Here is a 20,250-nt window from a genome sequence, read left to right on the forward strand (position 1 = left end):
TGACGTAGACAAAGCCCGCTTCGGCGGGCTTTTTCATTTCTGGCGGGGGCAAGCCCGCTCCCACGAATACATCTATCATGTGCTGACCCGTGAAGCCCAAGGAGAGCTGAATGAGCAAGGTCATCGTCGAATCGCTGGTCTATCACCTGTCAGGCAAAGCTTACGAAAGCCGTCTGGTTTACACCCAGGGCGCGCTGCCGCAGCCGGGGCTGGTGATGGCGCCGAACTGGATGGGTATCGGCGAGGGCGCCGAACGTATCGCCAGGGAAGTGGCCGAGCAAGGCTATGTGGTGCTGATCGCCGACCTGTACGGCCAGTCGGTACGTCCGTCCAATGCCGACGAGGCGGGCGCGGCGATGATGCCGCTGAAGAACGATCGCGCCGAGCTGCGCAAGCGCATGCAGGAGGCGCTGGCGCAACTGGTGGGGCAATCGAAGGCCTTGCTGGAGCCCGGCAAGGTGGCTACCTTCGGCTTCTGCTTCGGCGGCTGTTGTGCCCTGGAGCTGGCCCGCACCGGTGCCGACCTGAAGGCCGCTGTTTCATTCCATGGCACCCTGGATACGCCAAACCCCGAGGATGCCAAGCGTATCAAAGGCTCGGTGCTGGTCCTTCATGGCGCCTCCGACCCGCTGGTGCCCAAAGAGCAGCTACCGGCCTTTGAGGAGGAGATGAACGCCGCTAAAGTCGACTGGCAGTTGCTCAGCTACGGCGGTGCGGTGCACTCGTTCACCGACCCGAATGCCAATGTTCCGGGCAAGATGCAGTATGACCGGCGTACGTCGGAGCGGGCGTTCCGCGCGATGCATAACCTGCTCAAGGAAGTGTTCCAGCGCTGATACCGCAGGGGGACGCTTCGCGGCCCTTTCGCGGCACAAGGCCGCTCCTACAGGGGGATGCGTATTTCTGTAGGAGCGGCCTTGTGCCGCGAAAGGGCTGCAAAGCAGCCCCAATTCAGCGGGGTAACTCGATTCTCGAAGTTTCCCCCAGCACCGTCGGCCAATCCCCCGCAGCCCACTTGGCCCGCGCTCGCTCGATCAGTTCCGGATCACTGGCCACGAAATTCCAGTTCATCCGCCGCGGCCCATCCAGCGCCGCACCACCGATCAGCACCAGCTGGCACGCTTCTTCGGCGTACAGCACCACATCTTCGCCCTCCGGCAGCACGACCAGGCTGCAGGCCTCCGCGCGCTCGTCGTTGAGCGACAGTTCACCGTCCAGCACATACAGGGCGCGTTGCTCATGCTCGGCTGGGACTGTCAGCGTCGTGGCCGATTGCATGTGCACGTGGGCATACAGGGTAGGGGAGAGCACCGGCACTGGCGACTCCAGGCAAAAACCATAGCCGGCAATCATGCGGATCTGCACGCCGAGGCTGTCACTGACCGGCAGGCTCGCCGCCGGATGATGGCTGTAGCTCGGCTTGCCCTGCTCGTGCTCGCGAGGCGACGCCAGCCAGACCTGCAGCCCGTGCAGTCTTGAACCCTTGGCCAGCAGATCGGCTGGCGTGCGCTCGACATGCGCCACACCCGCCCCGGCAGTCATCCAACTGACGTCCCCGGGGCCCACGCGCTGGTCCGAACCCAGGCTGTCCTTGTGCTGGATTTCACCCTCGAACAGGTAGGTGAGGGTGGACAGGCCGATATGCGGATGCTGACGAATGTCCATGCCATGCCCCGGCGCGTAGTCGGTTTCCAGCATATGGTCGAAGAACACGAATGGGCCGACGCTGCGGCACTGCGCCGAGGGCAGCGGGCGCAGGATCGGCTGGCCCTCGACCGATTCGGCGCGTGGGCGGATGACCAGGGGACTGCTCATGGCGACACTCCTTGAGGGATGCCTGCAAGCATAGCGTTTCGCCGCCCGTGGCTGAACCGTCGCGGGCGCTGTCCGGTCTACTCTTGCGGGACCGGCAAAGGAGGCTCCGATGATCGCCCGCACACTGGCTTGCCTGCTGCTGAGCACAGGCCTGTTCGACACCGCGCAGGCCCGCGACTACCGCTACAGCGACGCGCACCTGCACTACGTGGACTTTTTCCAGGAAACCGAGGGCATGCCGGCGCTGCTCAAGGCCATGGATGCAGCTGGGGTTGAACAGTCGATGATTTCCGGCATCCCGGTGGCGAAGAAGTGGCATGAGGACGAGCCCAAGCGCCCGCGCTATTACGCCGGAGATGACGCCGACGCCTACTGGTACAGCGCCACCGACCTGTACGTCGCCGACGCGTTGCAGAAGCTGCCAGCGCAGCAACGCCGTCGCTTCCACCCGTTCCTCACCGGCTTCAATCCGGTGGACAAGAACGCCGTCAACCATATCGAGCGCATGCTCGAGCTTTATCCGGGGCTGTGGCAGGGCATCGGCGAAGTATTCACCCGCCACGACGACCTCACCGCCTTGACCAGCGGCGATACGCCGCGGGCCAACAACGAAGCCATGACCCGCATCTATCACCTGGCCGCCGAGCGCGATTTGCCGGTGCTGCTGCATTCGAACATCACCTCCAAGCGCGAGCGCAACCCGCTGTACCTGGCCGAGATCGAGGAGCCGCTGCGCAACCACCCGCATACCCGCTTCATCTGGGCCCACGCCGGCAGCAGCCTGGAGATCCACCGCCACCAGGAACAGATGGATTTTCTCCTGCCGGTGCTGACCCGGCTGCTGGAGGACTACCCGAACCTGTATGTCGACCTGTCCTGGAGCGTCCTCAAGCCCTACCTGCTCGACTCGCAGGGTGTGCCGCGCCAGGACTGGGTGACGTTGGTGAAGCGCTTCCCGCAGCGTTTCGTACTCGGCTCCGACCTGGTGGGGCGGTTTGACAGCCTGGGTGAGCAGATGCACGGTTTCAACCCCTTCCTCGATGCCTTGCCGGCAGCGGTGGCGGAGCAGGTGAGTCGGACAAATTTTGTCAATCTGCTGCCAAAAGCGGCGAAGTAGCGCGTTTTAGCAGTAGATAGCTTTTTGATATCGCCTTTTCGTCTTACGCAATTTCCAGGCGGCCCGATACCTTCATTAAGCGACGGAACAACGCTTTTGGGAGGGATCCTGGAAATGAGCCTGAGACGCTTGAATATCGCCCCGCGCGCGGGCCTGGGTTTCGGCATCATGGCGCTGCTGGTGGTGGCGCTGGGCAGCTTCGCGCTGCAGCAGATGACCAGCATGCGCCAGCAGTCCGAGCAGGTCGACAACAACTGGCTGCCGAGCGTGATCTCGGTGGGCCGCATGACCCAGGACATGCTGCGCATCCGCGCCTTGACCCTGCGCCTGCTGGTCAACACCGACCCGGCGGCCCAGCAGCAGAATCGTGCCCGCATCGAAGAGATCAAGGGCGGCCTGAGCAAGGCCCAGAACCATTACGATGGGTTGATCGTGCTGCCTGAGGAGCGGACCTTGTTCGACCGCTACCAGGTCCTCGAGCGCCAGTACATGATCTTGCAGGGGCAGGTGGTGCAGTTGGCCACCGATGGGCACGTCCAGGCGGCGGCGGCGCTGGTCAACGGCGAGATGAACCAGCTTGCCGACCAGATGACCGCCACGCTCAACGAGCTGATCGAGCTGAACAACCACCAGGCCAACTCCGCCACCGACCTGGCCGAGGCCGTGTACAACGGCGCGAAGGTCTGGGTCGGCGTGCTGTTGGTGATCGCCCTGAGCCTCACCGTGGTGCTCGCCCTGGCCCTGACCCGTAGCATCGTGCGGCCGCTCGGGCAGTCGCTGAAGGTCGCCGAGACGGTCGCGACGGGCGATCTCACACCGCAGATCACCGTGCAGGGCGATGATGAGCCGGCGCGCCTGCTGGCGGCGCTCAAGAGCATGCAGCAGAGCCTGCGCGAGACCATCGGGCGAATTTCCGACTCGGCCAGCCAGCTGGCCTCGGCCTCCGAGGAGCTGAGCGCGGTCACCGAGGACGCCACCCGCGGCCTGCAGCAGCAGAGCATGGAAATCGAGCAGGCGGCGACCGCGGTGAACCAGATGACGGCGGCGGTGGAGGAGGTGGCGAGCAATGCGGTGGCCACCTCGGAGGCTTCCCGCGAATCCGACCAGATTGCCCGTCGCGGGCGTGAGCAGGTGCAGGCCACGGTCACCGCCATCGAGGCGCTGGCCAATGGCGTGGCGGGCAATGCCGAAGAGGTGGGGCAACTGGCCCAGCAGGTACACGACATCAGCAAAGTGCTGGATGTGATCGGCTCGATCGCCGAGCAGACCAACCTGCTGGCGCTCAACGCCGCCATCGAGGCGGCGCGGGCCGGCGAGGCCGGGCGCGGGTTCGCGGTGGTCGCCGACGAGGTGCGGGCGCTGGCCCATCGCACGCAGTCCTCGACCCAGGAGATCGAGCAGATGATCGTCGCCATCCGCAGCGGCGCCGAGCGAGCGGTGCAGGGTATGCAGCACAGCGATGCCCAGGCCCGTTCGACCCTGGATGGCGCCCATGCCGCCGGCCAGGCGCTGGAGGCGATCGCCGCGGCCATCGGCCAGATCAACGAGCGTAACCTGGTGATCGCCAGTGCCTCGGAGCAGCAGGCCCAGGTGGCGCGGGAGGTGGACCGCAACCTGACCACCATCCGCGATTTGGCGCATCAGTCCTCGGCCGGGGCCGAGGAGACGTCCGCCGCGAGCCAGGCGCTGTCGCGGTTGGCGGTGGACCTGAACACCCTGGTGCAGCGTTTCTCCGTGTAAAAGGCCTGACCCGTGTAGGAGCGGCCTTGTGCCGCGAAAGGGCCGCAAAGCGGCCCCGGAATATCGACCTCACAGATGAATCGCCGGGGGCGCTTTGCGCCCCTTTCGCGGCACAAGGCCGCTCCTACAGGTGGGCGTGCTTCGTCTGGCAGCACAAACAAAAACGCCCGGACCAAGGTCCGGGCGTTCTCGTTCAGCAGATCAAGCGATCACTTGCCAGTCCAGCGCTTGAGCACCAGGGTGGCGTTGGTGCCGCCGAAGCCGAAGCTGTTGCTCATGACCGTGTCGATCTTGGCGTTCTCTTCGGTCTTGCGCAGTACCGGCAGGTCGGCGACCTCCGGGTCCAGCTCGTCGATGTTGGCGGAGCCGGCGATGAAGTTGTTCTCCATCATCAGCAGGCAGTAGATCGCCTCGTGCACGCCCGCGGCGCCCAGCGAGTGGCCCGACAGGCTCTTGGTCGAGCTGATCTTCGGTGCCTTGTCGCCGAACACTTCACGCACGCCCTTCATTTCGGCGACGTCGCCGACCGGGGTGGAGGTGCCGTGGGTGTTCAGGTAGTCGATCGGGGTGTCGACGGTGGACAGCGCCTGCTGCATGCAGCGGATCGCGCCTTCGCCGCTTGGGGCGACCATGTCGTAGCCGTCGGAAGTGGCGCCGTAGCCGACGATCTCGGCGTAGATCTTGGCGCCACGGGCCAGGGCGTGCTCGAGCTCCTCGACCACCACCATGCCGCCGCCGCCGGCGATGACGAAGCCGTCACGGTCGGCATCGTAGGCGCGCGAGGCCAGTTCCGGGGTTTCGTTGCGCTTGGTCGACAGGGCGCCCATGGCGTCGAACAGGAACGACTGGCTCCAGTGCTCTTCCTCACCGCCGCCGGCGAAGACGATGTCCTGCTTGCCCCACTGGATCTGCTCCAGGGCGGTGCCGATGCAGTGCGCGGAGGTGGCGCAGGCCGACGAGATCGAGTAGTTGATGCCCTTGATCTTGAACGGAGTGGCCAGGCACGCCGACACGGTGCTGCCCATGGTGCGGGTGACACGGTATGGGCCGACGCGCTTGACGCCTTTTTCGCGCAGGGTGTCCAGGGCTTCCATCTGGTTCAGGGTGGAAGCGCCGCCGGAGCCGGCAACCAGGCCGGTACGCGGGTTGGAAACCTGCTCTTCGGTCAGGCCCGAGTCCTTGATCGCGTCCTGCATCGCCAGGTAGGCGTAGGCCGCGGCGTGGCCGACGAAGCGATAGACCTTGCGGTCGATCAGCTCTTCGAGGTTGAGGTCGATGGAACCGGAAACCTGGCTACGCAGCCCCATTTCCTTGTATTCCGGGTTGTAACGGATACCCGGACGGCTGTTGCGCAGGTTTTCGGTGACGGTAGCTTTGTCATTGCCCAGGCACGATACGATGCCCAGACCAGTGATCACGACGCGGCGCATGCGAATAACCCTTAGAAATTGTCAGTGGAGGTGAACACGCCGACCCGCAGGCCTTCGGCGGTGTAGATCTCGCGACCGTCGACGCTGACCGAGCCATCGGCGATGGCCATGTTCAGCTTGCCCTTCAGGACGCGCTTGATATGAATGTTGTAGGTGACTTTCTTGGCGGTAGGCAACACCTGGCCGAAGAATTTCACCTCGCCCGAACCCAGGGCGCGACCACGGCCCGGCAGGCCCTGCCAGCCGAGGAAGAAACCGACCAGCTGCCACATGGCGTCCAGGCCCAGGCAGCCCGGCATCACCGGATCGCCTTCGAAGTGGCAGGCGAAGAACCACAGGTCCGGATTGATATCCAGCTCGGCGACCAATTCACCTTTGCCGAACTTGCCGCCTTCCTCGCTGATATGGGTGATGCGATCGACCATCAGCATGTTCGGGGCGGGCAGTTGCGCATTACCGGGGCCGAACAGCTCACCGCGACTGCAGCGCAGCAGGTCTTCCCGAGTAAAGGCGTGTTGTTTGGTCATGCGAGCTCCTCAATAACCCCCTGCGGCAGGGGATGAATCTTCCCGGCCGGCCCAAAGCGCTTGGCATTCGAGGCGGCAGCCTACAGGTAGACTATTGCGTTGTGGTGAAAGTCACAGCGCACCTGGCAAAAGAAGTACAGGTGTGCACTGAAATGTTATTTTCCGGCCCTGAGGCGGTCCTGTCCAGTCCTTAAGACTGCCGCACTTTAGCATTTATCGCCAGTCGCGGCTGTCCGACCCGGCAACCAGCGCTGCAGGATGCGCTGCAGATCGGTGCGTTTGAACGGCTTGCTCAGGTAATCGTTCATTCCGGCGGCCAGGCAGCGTTCGCGGTCGCCCTGCAGCGCGCTGGCGGTCAGGGCGATGATCGGCAGGCCCTCGGTGCGCGGCAACTGGCGGATGCGCCGGGTCGCCTCGTAGCCGTCGACATTCGGCAGGCGGCAATCCATCAGCACGGCGGCAAAGCGCTGCTGGCCGACCAGGTCGACCGCCTGGGCACCGTCCATGGCCAGGCTCACCTCAAAACCAAGGCTGCGCAGCATCGCCTCGATGACGCTCTGGTTGACCGGGTTGTCTTCCACCAGCAGGACTCGCCCGCTGCCTTCGCCCACCGTGCTGGCCTGGGGCGTCGCGCCGGGCAAGGTGGCAGGAGCGCTGGCCAGGGCCAGCGGCATTTCCAGGGTGAAGGTCGAGCCCAGCCCCTCGCGGCTCTCGCCGCGTAACTGGCCGCCCATGCGCTCGGCCAGGGTGCGGGCGATCGACAGGCCCAGGCCGGTGCCGCCGTAGCGCCGGGAAATGGTGTTGTCGGCCTGCTGGAAGGCCACGAACATCATCTCCAGGCGGTTGTTGTCGATGCCGATGCCGGTGTCGCGTACGGTGCAAGTCAGCCAGATCAGCTGGCGGTCGAGCACCTGCCAGCGGGCCTCGATGGCCACCTCGCCGCGCTCGGTGAATTTCAGCGCATTGCCTACCAGGTTCAGCAGGATCTGGCGGATGCGCGTCGGATCACCCACCACCTGCAGCGAGTTCATGCCCGCTGGCAGCTGCAGGCGCAGGTCCAGGTTGCGCTGCTGGGCGCTGTGCTGGAACGACAGCACGCTGCTGGTGATCAGCTCGCCGAGGTTGAAGTCGATATGTTCCAGCTCCAGGGTGGTGCGCTCGATCCGTGAGAAATCGAGGATGTCGTTGATCACCTTGAGCAGGTGGCCGGTGGATTCGCTGGCCACCGCTGTGTAGTCGGCCTGCTCGCTGGTCAGCTCGGTGGTCTCCAGCAGTTGCAGCATGCCCAGCACGCCGTTCATGGGCGTACGCAGCTCGTGGCTCATCATCGCCAGGAAGTCCGACTTGGCGCGGTTGGCCTGCTCGGCTTCCTCGCGGGCCTGGATCAGCTGGCCCATGGCCTGTTGCTGTTCATGGGCGGCCTGGTCGAGGGCGCTGGCCAGGTTGTTGATGTGCCGGGCCAGGTGGCCCAGCTCGCTGTCGTCGACCACCGGCAGCGGCGCGTTGAAGTCGCCCTGCTGGATCGCGCGGACCGCGTGGCCCATGTCACTGATCGGCTTGGACAGGCTGGTGGCCAGGCGCCGGGCCAGCAGGAAGGTGAACAGCAGGGCGAACAGGGCGAGGATCGCGGCCTTGATCACGATCTCCTGCTGGCGCTGACTGAAGGCGTCGTCGGACATGCCGACGATTACTCGACCCAGATAGTCGTCGCCAATGTTCGGCGCTGGCGCCTTGCCCTGCAGGAAGTCATTGTCCAGGCGGATCTGCTGCAGGCGGATCGGAGCCTGGAACACCTCGACGCGTTGGGCGCGGCTGTGGCTTTCGTCGGGTTGCTCGACGTACACCAGGATATGGTTGCGGCTGTCCTGCACCTCGAGGAAACGCACGTGGGGAATGCTCAGAGTGGCGCGCATCAGGCTCTCGAGCACTTCATTGTTGCCCGAGATCACGCCGTACTCCGAGGCCGGCGCCAGCTGGTTGGCGATCAGTTGCCCGGTGTGGTTGAGTTCCTGGCGCAGGTCCTGGATCCGCACGAAGGTGAAGAAGCTGATCAGCAGCAGGGTCAGCAACAGGGCGGGGCCAAGGCTGATGATCTGGGTGCGGGTATGGATGTCCCAGCTCAGGCGCTTGCTCATGGGGTGGAGGCTCCTTCGGCAAGGGCCAGGGCGGCGGCGACCGGGTCGATCGCCTCCAGGCCCAGGGCGCGGGCCACCTGCTGGTTGCCGCTGACACCGAAGTGCGCGGGGTAGAGACTGCGCGGCCAGCGGATCGGTGGCAGGTCGAGCAGTTGCCCGAGCACCGCCAGCCAGTCGTCCTGGTCGCTATAGGTGCTGGCCAAGGCGCCGGCGCGGACGAATCCGACGTTCGGCCCGATCAGCGCCATCTGCCGGCCATAGCTGCTGAGCAGCACGTTCTTGGCCGACTTGGAGTTGTACAGGTCGGGATCGTCCAGGCCGAGCAGTACGTCGCTGTTGCCCAGCAGGTCTTGCAGGGGACGGCTGTCGCGCAAATCGGGCCAGTCCTGGGCGACGATTTCCAGGCCCAGTGCACTGGCGGCCTGGCGCAACTCGTCGAGCAGGAAACGGCTGTGTTCGCCATAGAGCACGCCGATACGCCGCGCCTGCGGCAACAGGTAGCGGGCCAGGCGCAGCTGCCGGGCCAGGGGCGGATCGCTCCACAGCAGGGTCAGGTAGGCAGGGCGCGAGGTGCCCAGGCGCTGTTCGATCTGGACCCGGCTGACCCGCAACGCCAGCGCCGCCGGCCCTGCGGATTCAGCCAGGCGCCACTCCAGGGCCGAGGTGTCGAGGAGGATCAGGCGGGTGTCGGCCTTGAGCTTGGCCGGGCTTGGCAGCTGCTCGACGGTCTGGAACCGCACCTGGTCGTTGGGACGACGTTTTTCCAGGGCCGTGACGAAGCTGCGGATGCCGGGCTGGTCCTCGGCGCCGACCAGCAGGATTTCGCTGGCGGACAGCGATCCCAGGGGCCAGAGGCACAGCAGCAACAGGCGCAGCAGACGGACCATCAGAATTCCAGCTCCGCACTGACGCTCAGGCGGTGGCGGCTGTCGTAACGGTTCTGTTCCAGGGTGATCGGCTCGTCATCCAGGCGCTGCTGCCACAACGCGGCCAGCTCCAGGTTGCTGCCTTGCACTTTGAAACGCTTGGCCAGGCGCAGGTCGACCCGTTCGTAACGGTAACCATTGAGGGCGTCGTCACCGTAGTAGAAGAGGGCGCTGGACCAGCCTTCGCCCCAATCGCGCAGCCAGCCGGCCGAACCGCTGTTGCGGGCGCTCAGGCGCCGGTCGTTGGGGTTGCTGGCCCAGGCGTCGACGTAGGCGTAGGTCAGACGCAGGCGGTCGCGCTGGGTGGCGTGCCAGTCGAACTGCGCCTCGCTGCCGCTGAAGCGGGCCTTGTTGGCGTTGCTGGCGATGTACTGGTTGTTCTTCAACGGTTCGCTGATCATCCCGGTGATCTCGTCGTAGAACAGTTTCACGTCCATGCTCAGGTCGAGGTCGGTGAAGTAGCCGTTGTAGCCAAGCTCACGCGAGCGCATGCGCTCCTGGTCGAGGTTGCCCGGGCCGCGGGTCTTGACGAAATATTCGCCGTTCTGCAGGCCGTAGCGGTTGGGCGTGAGGTTCTTGACGGTGTAGCTCCAGTTGACATTGTTCTCGAACATGTCCGGCGAACGGATCGCCTCGGAATACACCGCGCGCAGGCCATGGCGCGGGGTGATCAGGTAGTTCACCGCCACCCGCGGGGTGAGCGAGTTGCCCGACAGCTGCGAGTGCTCGTGCATCGCCCCGCCCTGGACGATCCAGTGCTCGTCGATGCGCCACTCGAGCTGGCCGAACAGGCGCCAGGTCTGGTCGTCGATGCTGCCGTTGAAGTAGGTCTGCGAGTCGGCCTTGTCGTAGCGGTAGTTCATGCCGGTGACCAGGCGCAGGCTGTCGGTCAGGCTCAGGGTGTCCTGGATTTCCAGGTCGTAGCGGGTCTCGCGGGTGCTTTGGTCGACGTCGCCGCAGATCGTGTTGCGGCCACCGTTGGCCCATTGGTCTTGTACCTGGCCCATCAACGAACCGAGCTCGGGGTTGCTGGTGGTGGGCAGGTTGCCGGTAAACAGATTGCGCGCGACCTTCTCGGCGAAGTTCGGGTCGAGCTGCCACAGGCGGGTCAGCTCCGGGCTGAAGGCGATCGCCGCATCGCAGGCGCGCCACACCTGCTGGCGGTCGAAGTGCTGGGCCGAGCCCTGCACATACAGGCTGTGCTCGGGGTTCAGGTCGAGGTTCCAGCGCACCGAGCCTGCGTAGTCCTTGGCGTTGACGTCGGCGTTGTCGCCGGCCCGGTAGTTGCCGAACACCGGCTGGTAGGTATAGGGCCGCTGGTTGCTGCCTTCCTTGGCCGCCAGTTGCCATTCCAGGGTCTGGTTCGGCGCCAGGGTGTGGCTGGCGTTGAGGTTGACGCGGTTGAGCCGGCGGCTGTCGCGGTAATCGCGACCGAACTGGTCGTGGTCGAAGCCATCGTCCTGCTGGCCGGAGAGCGACAGGCGCAGGTCGCCGCTGTCCCAGCCAAAGCCCTGGCTCGCGTAGTAATCGTTGATGCCATCCTGGCCACGGGTCAGCTTGACCCGCGAGCCGTGGCTGTCGGCCGGGTTGCGGGTGAGGATGTTGACCACCGCCATCAGCGCGTTGGCGCCGTAGCTGACGGTGTTGGGGCCGCGGAACACCTCGATGCGCTCGATGTCCTCGATCGCCACCGGGATATCGCTCCAGTCCACCGTGGCCAGGCCTGCGCGGTACACCGATCGACCGTCGATCAGCACCTGCATGCGCCGGGCGTCGCTGACGTTGCTGCCGTGGTAGTTGACCGTCGGCTGGTTGCCGGCGCCGTAGCCGATCATCATCCCTGGCACCAGGCGCAGCAGTTCGGGGATGTCGCGAGCGCCGCTGGCGCGGATCAGCGCGTTGTCGAGCACAGTCATGCTGCCCGGGACCGCCGCCGGGGATTGTTTCAGGCGCGTGGCGGTCAGAACCTGTGGCAGGTCCTGGTTGTCGATGAACAGGTCGTCGGCCACGGCCGGGCCGCCCAGCAGGGCAGTCAGCAACAGCAGGCGAGGGTACGGAGGCGTGCCAGGGAACACGAAACGGCCTTGTTTCACAAATGAATCAGGCATGTTAACCGACCCTACGGCTTTTGCCAGTGATCGGCGGATGGCCTATTGCCGCATCGCACCACCTGAACTTTCTCTTGATTGTGTCCGGGTGAGTGGGAGCGGGCTTGCCCCGCGATGCATACGCACTGGTTCTGTCGCAACGGCACCGTATAATGCCTCGGTCGCCACTTACTTTTATTGGTTAACGGATTGGATATGACTGAACAGCAACCTGTTGCGGTTCTTGGAGGCGGCAGCTTCGGCACCGCCGTGGCGAACCTCTTGGCCGAAAACGGCCATCCGGTGCGGCAGTGGATGCGCGACCCGGCGCAGGCCGAGGCGATGCGCGTCGATCGCGAGAATCCGCGCTACCTCAAGGGCATTCGCCTGCACGACGGCGTCGAGCCGGTCAACGACCTGCTCGCCACCTTGCAGGGCAGCGCGTTGATCTTCGTTGCCTTGCCCTCCAGCGCCTTGCGCAGCGTGCTCGCGCCCCATGCCGAACTGCTGCGTGGCAAGGGCCTGGTCAGCCTGACCAAGGGCATCGAGGCGCACACCTTCAAGCTGATGAGCCAGATCCTCGAAGAGATCGCCCCCCAGGCGCGCATCGGCGTGCTGTCGGGCCCTAACCTTGCCCGCGAGATCGCCGAGCATGCGCTGACCGCCACCGTGGTCGCCAGCGAGGACGAGGCGCTGTGCCAGCAGGTGCAGGCCGTGCTGCATGGCCGTACCTTCCGCGTCTACGCCAGTGCCGACCGTTTCGGCGTCGAACTGGGCGGCGCGCTGAAGAACGTGTACGCCATCATCGCCGGCATGGCCGTGGCCCTGGGGATGGGTGAGAACACCAAGAGCATGCTGATCACCCGCGCCCTGGCCGAGATGACCCGCTTTGCCGTGAGCCAGGGCGCCAACCCCATGACCTTCCTGGGGCTGGCCGGGGTCGGCGACCTGATCGTCACCTGCTCCTCGCCCAAGAGCCGCAACTACCAGGTCGGCCACGCCCTTGGCCAGGGCCTGAGCCTGGAGCAGGCGGTCAGCCGCCTGGGCGAAGTGGCCGAGGGCGTCAACACGCTCAAGGTGCTCAAGGCCAAGGCCCAGGAAGTGGGCGTGTACATGCCGCTGGTGGCGGGCCTGCACGCGATCCTGTTTGAAGGGCGCACGCTCAACCAGGTGATCGAGCACCTGATGCGTGCCGAACCCAAGACCGATGTCGATTTCATTTCCACCAGCGGTTTCAACTGAAGGAGCGACCCATGAACGATACTCCCGAGCGCGCCCAGCGCGAGTCGATCATCCTGCGGGTGCTGTGGATGCTGGTATTCCTGGTGGCCTGGCAACTGGCCGAGCTGCTGCTTGGCGGCCTGGTGCTGGTGCAACTGATCTACCGGCTGATCTACGGCGCGCCCAGCGCCAGCCTGATGAACTTCGGCGACAGCCTCAGCCAGTACCTGGCACAGATCGGCCGCTTCGGCACCTTCCACTCCGACCAGAAGCCCTGGCCGTTCGCCGACTGGCCAGCCCCGCGCGCTCCGGAAGGCGAGGCGCCGCACGCCGTCGCCCCTGCAGCACACCCGGTGCGTGACGAGGAGCCCAAGCTGTGAAGCTCTGGGTGCTGCGCCACGGCGAGGCGGAACCCCGTGCCAACAGCGACGCCGAACGGCGCCTGACTGCCCATGGCCGCGAACAGGTGCTGCGCAGCGCCGCGCATCTGCTCGGCCAGCCGTTGCAGGCGATCATCGCCAGCCCCTACGTGCGCGCCCAGCAGACCGCCGCCCTGGTGCACGGCGCGCTGGGTTTTGCCGAACCGGTGCGCACCGTGCCCTGGCTGACGCCGGACAGTGATGTTCAGCAGGTGATCGGCGAGGTCGAGCGCCTGGGGCTCGAGCATGTGCTGCTGGTCAGCCACCAGCCGCTGGTGGGAACCCTGGTCGGCCTGCTCGAGCACGGCCACTGCCAGCAACCGGCGCCGCTGAGTACGGCTAGCCTGGCGGAGCTGGAAGGGGATTGGCCGCTGGCCGGCCTGATGACCCTGTGTAGCCTGCGTCATTCCGGCTGAGCCCTCAGCCCTTTCAAGGTTTTGCGATTTTTTGGATATGACCGCTCCAACTCAGGATTGCCGGGGTCGCTTTGCGACCCTTTCGCGGCACAAGGCCGCTCCTACAGGAGCACGCGGTCGCCTGTAGGAGCGGCCTTGTGCCGCGAAAGGGCTGCAAAGCAGCCCCGGCAAGTCCAAGCCGGACGCCAAGTATCAAGACCTTGAAAGGGCTGGGCTGAGCCCTGGCAACTGGCATTTCTGTCAGTTGCCAGCTGGAGGGTGGGCCAAGTAGCGTGGCGCGGTGAATGATTCATGGGGCCGACAGGCACAGGGAGTGATGAGTGAGCCGTTATCGCATGGCGCTGGTGCGCTCGGTCGACCCGCAGTGGCTGCTCGACAAGCTGACGGACGATGGTCGGCTGGATTTCGCCGAGTATCGCCTGATGCAGGACATCGCCGATGCCAAGCTTGATGAGCTGATACGCCGGTTCGAAGGCCAGCATGAGTTCGAGCAACTGCGCCAGGCCAGCATCCGCATGGCGCACCTGCTGCAGACCAGCTGCCTGGCCCTGCGCCGGCTGGCTGACAATGAGGGCGACTGCAGCCTGGGCCGTCAGGCCCTGGAGTGGCAACTGGGCTACATGCAGGCCTGCCTGCACCGTTCGCTGGCCAGCCTCGAGCGCTGCTGAATGACCTGATCGCCACCGGCGATGACCTTTCCGAACGTTGCCGCCAGGGTCCGGCTTGCCGACAATGGGCTATCCATCCCTCGTGCAGAGCAGGCGGCCATGTCGCAGCAGATCTTCTTCGCCCACGCCAACGGCTTCCCCTCGGCCACCTACGGCAAGCTGTTCGCCGCCCTGGGGCCGGACTACGAGGTGCATCACCTGGCGCAGCACGCCCACGACCCGCGTTTTCCGGTCAACGACAACTGGCAGAACCTGGTGGACGAACTGCTGCATCACCTCGAGCAGCAAGAGGCGCCGGTCTGGGGTGTCGGCCACTCTCTGGGCGGCGTGCTGCACCTGCATGCGGCGCTGCGTCGTCCGGAGTTCTACCGCGGGGTGGTGATGCTCGACTCGCCAGTGCTGACCCGTGCCGATGAATGGCTGATCCAGGCCGCCAAGCGCCTGGGCTTCATCGACCGCATCACCCCGGCCGGGCGCACCCTGGGCCGGCGCGAGGCATTTCCCGACCGCGACAGCGCCCGCCGCTACTTCGCCGGCAAGACCCTGTTCCGCCACTTCGACCCGGACTGCCTGGAAGCCTACCTGGAACATGGCCTGGAGCAGGGCGAGGAGGGCCTGCGCCTGCGCTTCGACCCGGCCACCGAGATCAGCATCTACCGCAGCATTCCCCATGTCAGCCCGGCCCGGCCACGCCAGTTGCAGGTGCCGCTGGCGATGGTACGCGGCGCCCAGAGCCGGGTGATCCGCAAACACCACGCCCTGGCCGTGCGCGCCATGGCCAAGGGCGAGTACCACAACCTGCCGGGCGGGCACATGTTTCCGCTGGAGCGGCCCACCGACACCGCTGGCCTGATCAAGGGCCTGTTCGACCGCTGGAGCCAGGCATGAGCGCCCAGGTCGAGGAGATCCGCCTGACGCTGGGCCATATCGAGCTGGCCGCGCACCTGTTCGGCCCGGCCGACGGCCTGCCGGTGATCGCCCTGCATGGCTGGCTGGACAACGCCAACAGCTTCGCTCGCCTGGCGCCGCAACTGAAGGGGCTGCGTATCGTCGCCCTGGACCTGGCCGGGCATGGCTATTCCGAGCATCGTCCGGTCGGCGCCGGCTATGCCCTGGCGGACTACGCCCATGACGTGCTGCGGGTTGCCGAACAACTGGGCTGGAAGCGCTTCGGTCTGCTCGGTCATTCGCTGGGCGCAATCATCTCGGTGCAGCTGGCTGGGGCCTTGCCCGAGCGGGTCAGCCACCTGGCGTTGATCGACGGGGTGATTCCACCGACCCTCAGCGAGCAGGACGCCGCCGAGCGCTTGGGGCTGGCGCTGCAGGCGCAACTGCGCCTGGATGGCAAGCGCAAGTCGGTGTACGCGACTCTGGAGGCGGGCGTCGAGGCGCGCATGAAGGGCATGGTCGCGGTCAGCCGCGAAGCTGCCGAACTGCTGGCCCAGCGCGGCCTGATGCCAGTGCCCGGCGGCTACAGCTGGCGCAGCGACAGCCGCCTCACCTTGCCCTCGCCAACCCGCCTGAACCAGGACCAGGCCATGGCCTTCGTCAAACGCATCGCCTGCCCGGCCTGCCTGGTGGTGGCCGCCGACGGCATGCTGGCGCGCCACACGGAATTGCTGGAGCAGCTACCCTTCGAGCGGGTGACCCTGCCGGGCGGCCACCACTTGCACCTGAACGACGCCGAGGGCGCGGCCCTTGTCGCAGACTGTTTCAATCGCTTCTTTGGCATTCCTTGACTTGCACCGGACAAGTGTCGAGGCTTGGCGGGTTGAAAGGGAGACAACCATGTACATGCCAGACATCCACGCGCCTTGCCCCGCCACCTGTGAGGGCGGTCGATGAGCGCACCTGTTTTCGTTCGCGGCGCCATTGCCGCCTGCTTCGCCATCGCCAGCCCCCTGTTGTGGGCCGGCAGCCTGCCGGTACCGCCTGACGCCAAGGTGGTCGACCAGCGCCCGGCGGTGGAGCAGGAGCGGGTCTACCCCATGGGACCGCTGCGCAAGATCAGCGGCCGCCTGCGGGTCGACGACAAGGTCGAGAGCCGTGGCCAGGTCAGCTCGGTGACCTATGAGCTGCCGGTCGAGCGCAGCGCCCGCGAAGCTTTCACCAGCGCCCGCGAGGCCCTGCAGCAGGAGGGCGGCTATCCACTGTTCTGGTGCCAGGGCCGCGATTGCGGCGAGGCCAGCCTGTGGGCCAACGACGTGTTCGCCAATGCCCGGCTCAATGGCGGTGACGAGCAGCAAGCGTTCATCCTGCTGCGTCGCTCAGCCGAGGAAGCCGACACCCTGGTGGCGCTGTACAGCGTGACTCGCGGCAACCGCCGTGCTTATCTGCATGTCGAGGAGTTCGTCGCCGGCAGCCCGCTGGGCGAGCTGCTGCCCACTGCCGCCACGGTGCTGCGCGAACTGCGCGATACCGGCAAGCTCGACTACCCTGATCTGGCCGAGCCCCAGGCTACCTGGGCAACGTTGCTGGCCCGCAGCCTGAACCTCGACAGCACCCTGCGCGTCAGCCTCAGCGGCAAGGGCGCCGAGGCCTGGCGCGAGCAGCTGGTCAAGGCCGGCGTGCGCAGCGCGCGGCTGGAGGTCGGTGACGCCCCGACCGAGGGCCTGCACCTGGAACTGATCCGTTGAGTGAGCGCCACCATGGCCAACAATGACCGCCTGTTGATCCAGATCCTGCTGCTGACCCTGCTGGGGGCCGCGCTGTGGGTGATGGCACCGTTCATCTCGGCGCTGCTGTGGGGCGCCATCCTGGCCTTTGCCAGCTGGCCGCTGATGCGCCTGCTGACCCGTGTGCTGGGTGGGCGCGAAACCCTCGCCGCGAGCCTGCTGACCACGGTGTGGATCCTGCTGGTGGCGCTGCCGCTGGTGTGGCTGGGTTTCAACCTGGCCGACCATGTGCGCGATGCCACCGCGTTCATTCGCGACGTGCAGGTCGATGGCCTGCCGGACGCGCCCGCCTGGGTGGCGGGCATTCCATTCGTCGGTGAGCGCCTGGTGAGCTGGTGGGAGTCGTTCGACCAGCAGGGCGCGGCCTTGCTGGCCTCGGCCAAGCCGTACCTGGGCCAGGTCGGCAACTGGCTGCTGGCACGCAGTGCGCAGATTGGCGGCGGGGTGCTGGAGCTGACCCTGAGCCTGGTGTTCGTGTTCTTCTTCTACCGCGACGGGCCACGCTTGGCAGCTTTCGTCCATCGTCTGCTGCAACGGCTGGTGGGCGAGCGCGCCGAGTACTACGTCGACCTGGTGGCCGGCACCGTGCAACGGGTGGTCAACGGCGTGATCGGTACCGCCGCGGCCCAGGCCCTGCTGGCGCTGATCGGCTTCCTGATCGCCGGCGTGCCGGGGGCCATCGTGCTCGGCCTGGTGACCTTCATGCTCAGCCTGATCCCCATGGGTCCGCCGCTGGCCTGGATCCCCGCCACCGCCTGGCTGGTATGGAAGGGTGACTACGGCATGGCGGTATTCCTGGGGGTGTGGGGCACGTTCATCATCAGTGGCGTGGACAACGTGCTCAAACCCTACCTGATCAGCCGGGGCGGCAACCTGCCGCTGGTGATCGTGCTGCTGGGGGTGTTCGGCGGCCTGATCGCGTTCGGTTTCATTGGCCTGTTTATCGGGCCGACCCTGTTGGCGGTGGGGTACAGCCTGCTGCTGGACTGGAGCCGCAATTCGGCGCAGCACACGCCGCAACGTTGACCTTTCGGGCCTCTTCGCGGGTAAACCCGCTCCCACAGGTACAGCGCAGCCCTTGAGCTTGGCGCAGCACCTGTGGGAGCGGGTTTACCCGCGAATGGGCCCGTGAAGCGATCCGGTGTATCTGATCTTTACGCATTCTTTATGCCCCGGCCCCACCCCCGATCTCGCCCCTTTACGCCCCTCCCTCGGACAATTTCCCCAAAGCGGCCCTCACGCCGCACCAAGGGGAGATTCACTCATGTACATGCTCGACGGGCTGTCACTGCTATTGGCGGTGGCGTTGGCGGTTTACCTGCTGGTGGCGCTGCTGCGCGCCGACCGCGGCTAAGGGGCGACCATGCACAGTTACGATTACCTGCTGCTGCTGGCGTTCTTCGCCATCGTGCTGCTGCCGGCGCCCTGGCTCGGTCGCTTCTACTACAAGGTGATGGAAGGCCAGCGCACCTGGCTGTCGCCGCTCCTCGGCCCGGTGGAGCGGGGCTGCTACCGCGTTGCCGGCGTGCGCGCCGACCAGGAGCAGAGCTGGAAGCAGTACACCCTGGCCCTGCTGGCTTTCAACCTGGTCGGTTTTTTGATGGTGTTCGGTGTCCTGCAACTGCAGGGCAGCCTGCCGCTCAACCCGCAGCACCTGCCGGGCCAGGAATGGTCGCTGGCGTTCAACACCGCGGTCAGTTTCATGACCAACACCAACTGGCAGGCCTACAGCGGTGAAGCCTCGGTCAGCTACCTGAGCCAGATGATCGGCCTGACCGTGCAGAACTTCGTCAGCGCCGCCACCGGCCTTGCCGTGCTGGTCGCCCTGTGCCGGGGTATCGCCCGTCGCTCGGCCAGCACCCTGGGCAACTTCTGGGTCGACCTGACCCGCGCCACCCTCTACGGCCTGCTGCCGCTGTGCCTGGTGCTGGCGCTGCTGCTGGTCTGGCAGGGCGTGCCGCAGACCTTCGCCGACTACGTCCATGCCGTGACTATGCAAGGCACCAACCAGACCATACCGCTGGGCCCGGCCGCCAGCCAGATCGCCATCAAGCAGCTGGGCACCAACGGTGGCGGCTTCTTCGGTGTCAACTCGGCGCACCCGTTCGAGAACCCCACGGCCTGGAGCAACCTGTTCGAGGTGGCCTCGATCATCCTGATTCCGGTGGCCCTGGTGTTCACCTTCGGCCATTACGTCAAGGACCTGCGCCAGAGCCGCGCGATCATCGCCTGCATGCTGGCGCTGTTCCTGATCGGCGGCAGCACCGCGCTGTGGTCGGAACATCAGCCCAACCCGGCCCTGGAAAGCGCCCAGGTACAGCAGAGCGCGCCGCTGGAAGGCAAGGAGAGCCGCTTCGGTACCACCGGCTCCGTGTTGTGGACGGTGACCACCACCTCCGCCTCCAACGGCTCGGTCAACGCCATGCACGACAGCCTCAACCCGATTACCGGCATGGTGGCGATGGTCAACATGATGCTTGGCGAAGTGATCTTCGGCGGCGTCGGCGCCGGCCTCTACGGCATGCTGCTGTTCGTGTTGATCGCGGTATTCCTGGCCGGCCTGATGATCGGCCGCACCCCGGAGTACCTGGGCAAGAAACTCCAGGCCCGTGAAGTGCAACTGCTGGTGGCGAGCCTGCTGGTGATGCCGGTGGGCGTGCTGATCCTCGGCGCCATCGCCGCCAGCCTGCCTGGGCCGGCCGGCGCGGTGACCAACCCCGGCGCCCACGGTTTCAGCCAGCTGCTCTACGCCTACACCTCCGGCACCGCCAACAACGGCTCGGCCTTCGCCGGTTTCGGCGCCAACACGGTGTACCACAACGTGATGATCGGCCTGGCCATGCTGATCGGCCGTTTCGGCTACATCCTGCCGGTGCTGGCCCTGGCCGGCAGCCTGGCGGCGAAGAAGAGCGCGCCGCAAGGCCTCAACAGCTTCCCCACCCACGGCCCGCTGTTCACCACGCTGCTGCTGGTGACCATCCTGCTGGTCGGTGGCCTGACCTTCCTGCCGACCCTGGCCCTGGGGCCGATTGCCGAACACCTGAGCCTGGGTTTCTGAGGAATACACAATGAAC

General features: G+C 65.9%; 19 protein-coding genes. 13 read left to right on the forward strand and 6 right to left on the reverse strand.

What is annotated here, in order from left to right:
* The first annotated feature begins 110 nt into the window (after positions 1-110).
* The gene (locus tag POF53_RS06850) at positions 111-836 is read left to right on the forward strand and encodes a dienelactone hydrolase family protein (protein WP_110739484.1); all 726 of its coding nucleotides are present in this window, start codon (positions 111-113) and stop codon (positions 834-836) included.
* Positions 837-951: 115 nt separating this feature from the next.
* Here the strand turns inward: POF53_RS06850 and POF53_RS06855 are convergent, their stop codons facing one another.
* Positions 952-1,815, reverse strand: coding sequence for a pirin family protein (locus POF53_RS06855; protein WP_498966944.1), 864 nt, complete (start codon positions 1,813-1,815; stop codon positions 952-954).
* A 109-nt stretch (positions 1,816-1,924) separates the two neighbouring features.
* Here POF53_RS06855 and POF53_RS06860 point away from each other — a divergent pair, with 109 nt between their 5' ends.
* Together POF53_RS06860 and POF53_RS06865 are read left to right on the forward strand one after the other, a co-directional pair.
* Positions 1,925-2,932 (forward strand): amidohydrolase family protein, encoded by a 1,008-nt coding sequence (locus tag POF53_RS06860; protein ID WP_232856379.1) that lies wholly within the window; start codon positions 1,925-1,927, stop codon positions 2,930-2,932.
* Between the two features lie 114 nt (positions 2,933-3,046).
* Positions 3,047-4,672: a methyl-accepting chemotaxis protein gene (locus POF53_RS06865; protein ID WP_232856378.1), complete on the forward strand. Its 1,626-nt coding sequence runs from the start codon at positions 3,047-3,049 to the stop codon at positions 4,670-4,672.
* A 209-nt stretch (positions 4,673-4,881) separates the two neighbouring features.
* Here POF53_RS06865 and fabB read toward each other — a convergent pair whose 3' ends face one another.
* From fabB to POF53_RS06890, 5 genes are all read right to left on the reverse strand, one after another.
* The gene (fabB, locus tag POF53_RS06870; RefSeq protein ID WP_498967036.1) at positions 4,882-6,108 is read right to left on the reverse strand and encodes a beta-ketoacyl-ACP synthase I; all 1,227 of its coding nucleotides are present in this window, start codon (positions 6,106-6,108) and stop codon (positions 4,882-4,884) included.
* Between the two features lie 5 nt (positions 6,109-6,113).
* On the reverse strand, positions 6,114-6,629 hold the full coding sequence (gene fabA, locus POF53_RS06875) for a 3-hydroxyacyl-[acyl-carrier-protein] dehydratase FabA (protein ID WP_102684717.1): 516 nt from the start codon (positions 6,627-6,629) through the stop codon (positions 6,114-6,116).
* A gap of 206 nt (positions 6,630-6,835) precedes the next feature.
* Positions 6,836-8,764, reverse strand: coding sequence for a response regulator (locus tag POF53_RS06880; RefSeq protein ID WP_203651825.1), 1,929 nt, complete (start codon positions 8,762-8,764; stop codon positions 6,836-6,838).
* Positions 8,761-9,651 (reverse strand): ABC transporter substrate-binding protein, encoded by an 891-nt coding sequence (locus tag POF53_RS06885; RefSeq protein ID WP_203651826.1) that lies wholly within the window; start codon positions 9,649-9,651, stop codon positions 8,761-8,763. The genes POF53_RS06880 and POF53_RS06885 overlap by 4 nt, the downstream gene beginning before the upstream one ends.
* Entirely contained in the window at positions 9,651-11,798 is a 2,148-nt protein-coding gene (locus tag POF53_RS06890) for a TonB-dependent receptor plug domain-containing protein (protein WP_498966948.1), read from the reverse strand. Before POF53_RS06890 ends, POF53_RS06885 begins: the two co-directional genes overlap by 1 nt.
* Before the next feature lie 195 nt (positions 11,799-11,993).
* On the opposite strand from POF53_RS06890, the gene POF53_RS06895 reads away from it, so the two are divergent.
* The 10 genes from POF53_RS06895 (at position 11,994) to kdpA (ending at position 20,234) form a co-directional block, all read left to right on the forward strand.
* A complete protein-coding gene (locus tag POF53_RS06895; RefSeq protein ID WP_186733895.1) occupies positions 11,994-13,019 on the forward strand; it encodes an NAD(P)H-dependent glycerol-3-phosphate dehydrogenase in 1,026 nt (341 codons plus the stop codon).
* 11 nt (positions 13,020-13,030) lie between these two features.
* Entirely contained in the window at positions 13,031-13,378 is a 348-nt protein-coding gene (locus tag POF53_RS06900; protein WP_498966951.1) for a DUF4389 domain-containing protein, read from the forward strand.
* Entirely contained in the window at positions 13,375-13,833 is a 459-nt protein-coding gene (gene sixA, locus POF53_RS06905; protein ID WP_498966953.1) for a phosphohistidine phosphatase SixA, read from the forward strand. The genes POF53_RS06900 and sixA overlap by 4 nt, the downstream gene beginning before the upstream one ends.
* A 320-nt stretch (positions 13,834-14,153) precedes the next feature.
* Positions 14,154-14,501, forward strand: a complete 348-nt coding sequence (locus tag POF53_RS06910) for a hypothetical protein (RefSeq protein ID WP_498966955.1) — start codon at positions 14,154-14,156, stop codon at positions 14,499-14,501.
* Positions 14,502-14,600: 99 nt separating this feature from the next.
* Positions 14,601-15,389, forward strand: a complete 789-nt coding sequence (locus POF53_RS06915; RefSeq protein WP_498966957.1) for an alpha/beta fold hydrolase — start codon at positions 14,601-14,603, stop codon at positions 15,387-15,389.
* Entirely contained in the window at positions 15,386-16,240 is an 855-nt protein-coding gene (locus POF53_RS06920; RefSeq protein WP_498966959.1) for an alpha/beta hydrolase, read from the forward strand. Before POF53_RS06915 ends, POF53_RS06920 begins: the two co-directional genes overlap by 4 nt.
* Positions 16,241-16,342: 102 nt before the next feature.
* On the forward strand, positions 16,343-17,137 hold the full coding sequence (locus POF53_RS06925) for a DUF4892 domain-containing protein (protein WP_203651834.1): 795 nt from the start codon (positions 16,343-16,345) through the stop codon (positions 17,135-17,137).
* A 12-nt stretch (positions 17,138-17,149) separates the two neighbouring features.
* Positions 17,150-18,202: an AI-2E family transporter gene (locus POF53_RS06930; protein WP_254464442.1), complete on the forward strand. Its 1,053-nt coding sequence runs from the start codon at positions 17,150-17,152 to the stop codon at positions 18,200-18,202.
* Between the two features lie 238 nt (positions 18,203-18,440).
* The gene (gene kdpF / locus POF53_RS06935) at positions 18,441-18,530 is read left to right on the forward strand and encodes a K(+)-transporting ATPase subunit F (protein ID WP_011534724.1); all 90 of its coding nucleotides are present in this window, start codon (positions 18,441-18,443) and stop codon (positions 18,528-18,530) included.
* Positions 18,531-18,539: 9 nt separating this feature from the next.
* Positions 18,540-20,234, forward strand: a complete 1,695-nt coding sequence (gene kdpA / locus POF53_RS06940) for a potassium-transporting ATPase subunit KdpA (RefSeq protein ID WP_498966962.1) — start codon at positions 18,540-18,542, stop codon at positions 20,232-20,234.
* The last annotated feature ends 16 nt before the right edge of the window (positions 20,235-20,250 follow it).

The organism is Mitsuaria sp. RG, from assembly GCF_028369275.1.
GTDB lineage: Bacteria > Pseudomonadota > Gammaproteobacteria > Pseudomonadales > Pseudomonadaceae > Aquipseudomonas > Aquipseudomonas peradeniyensis.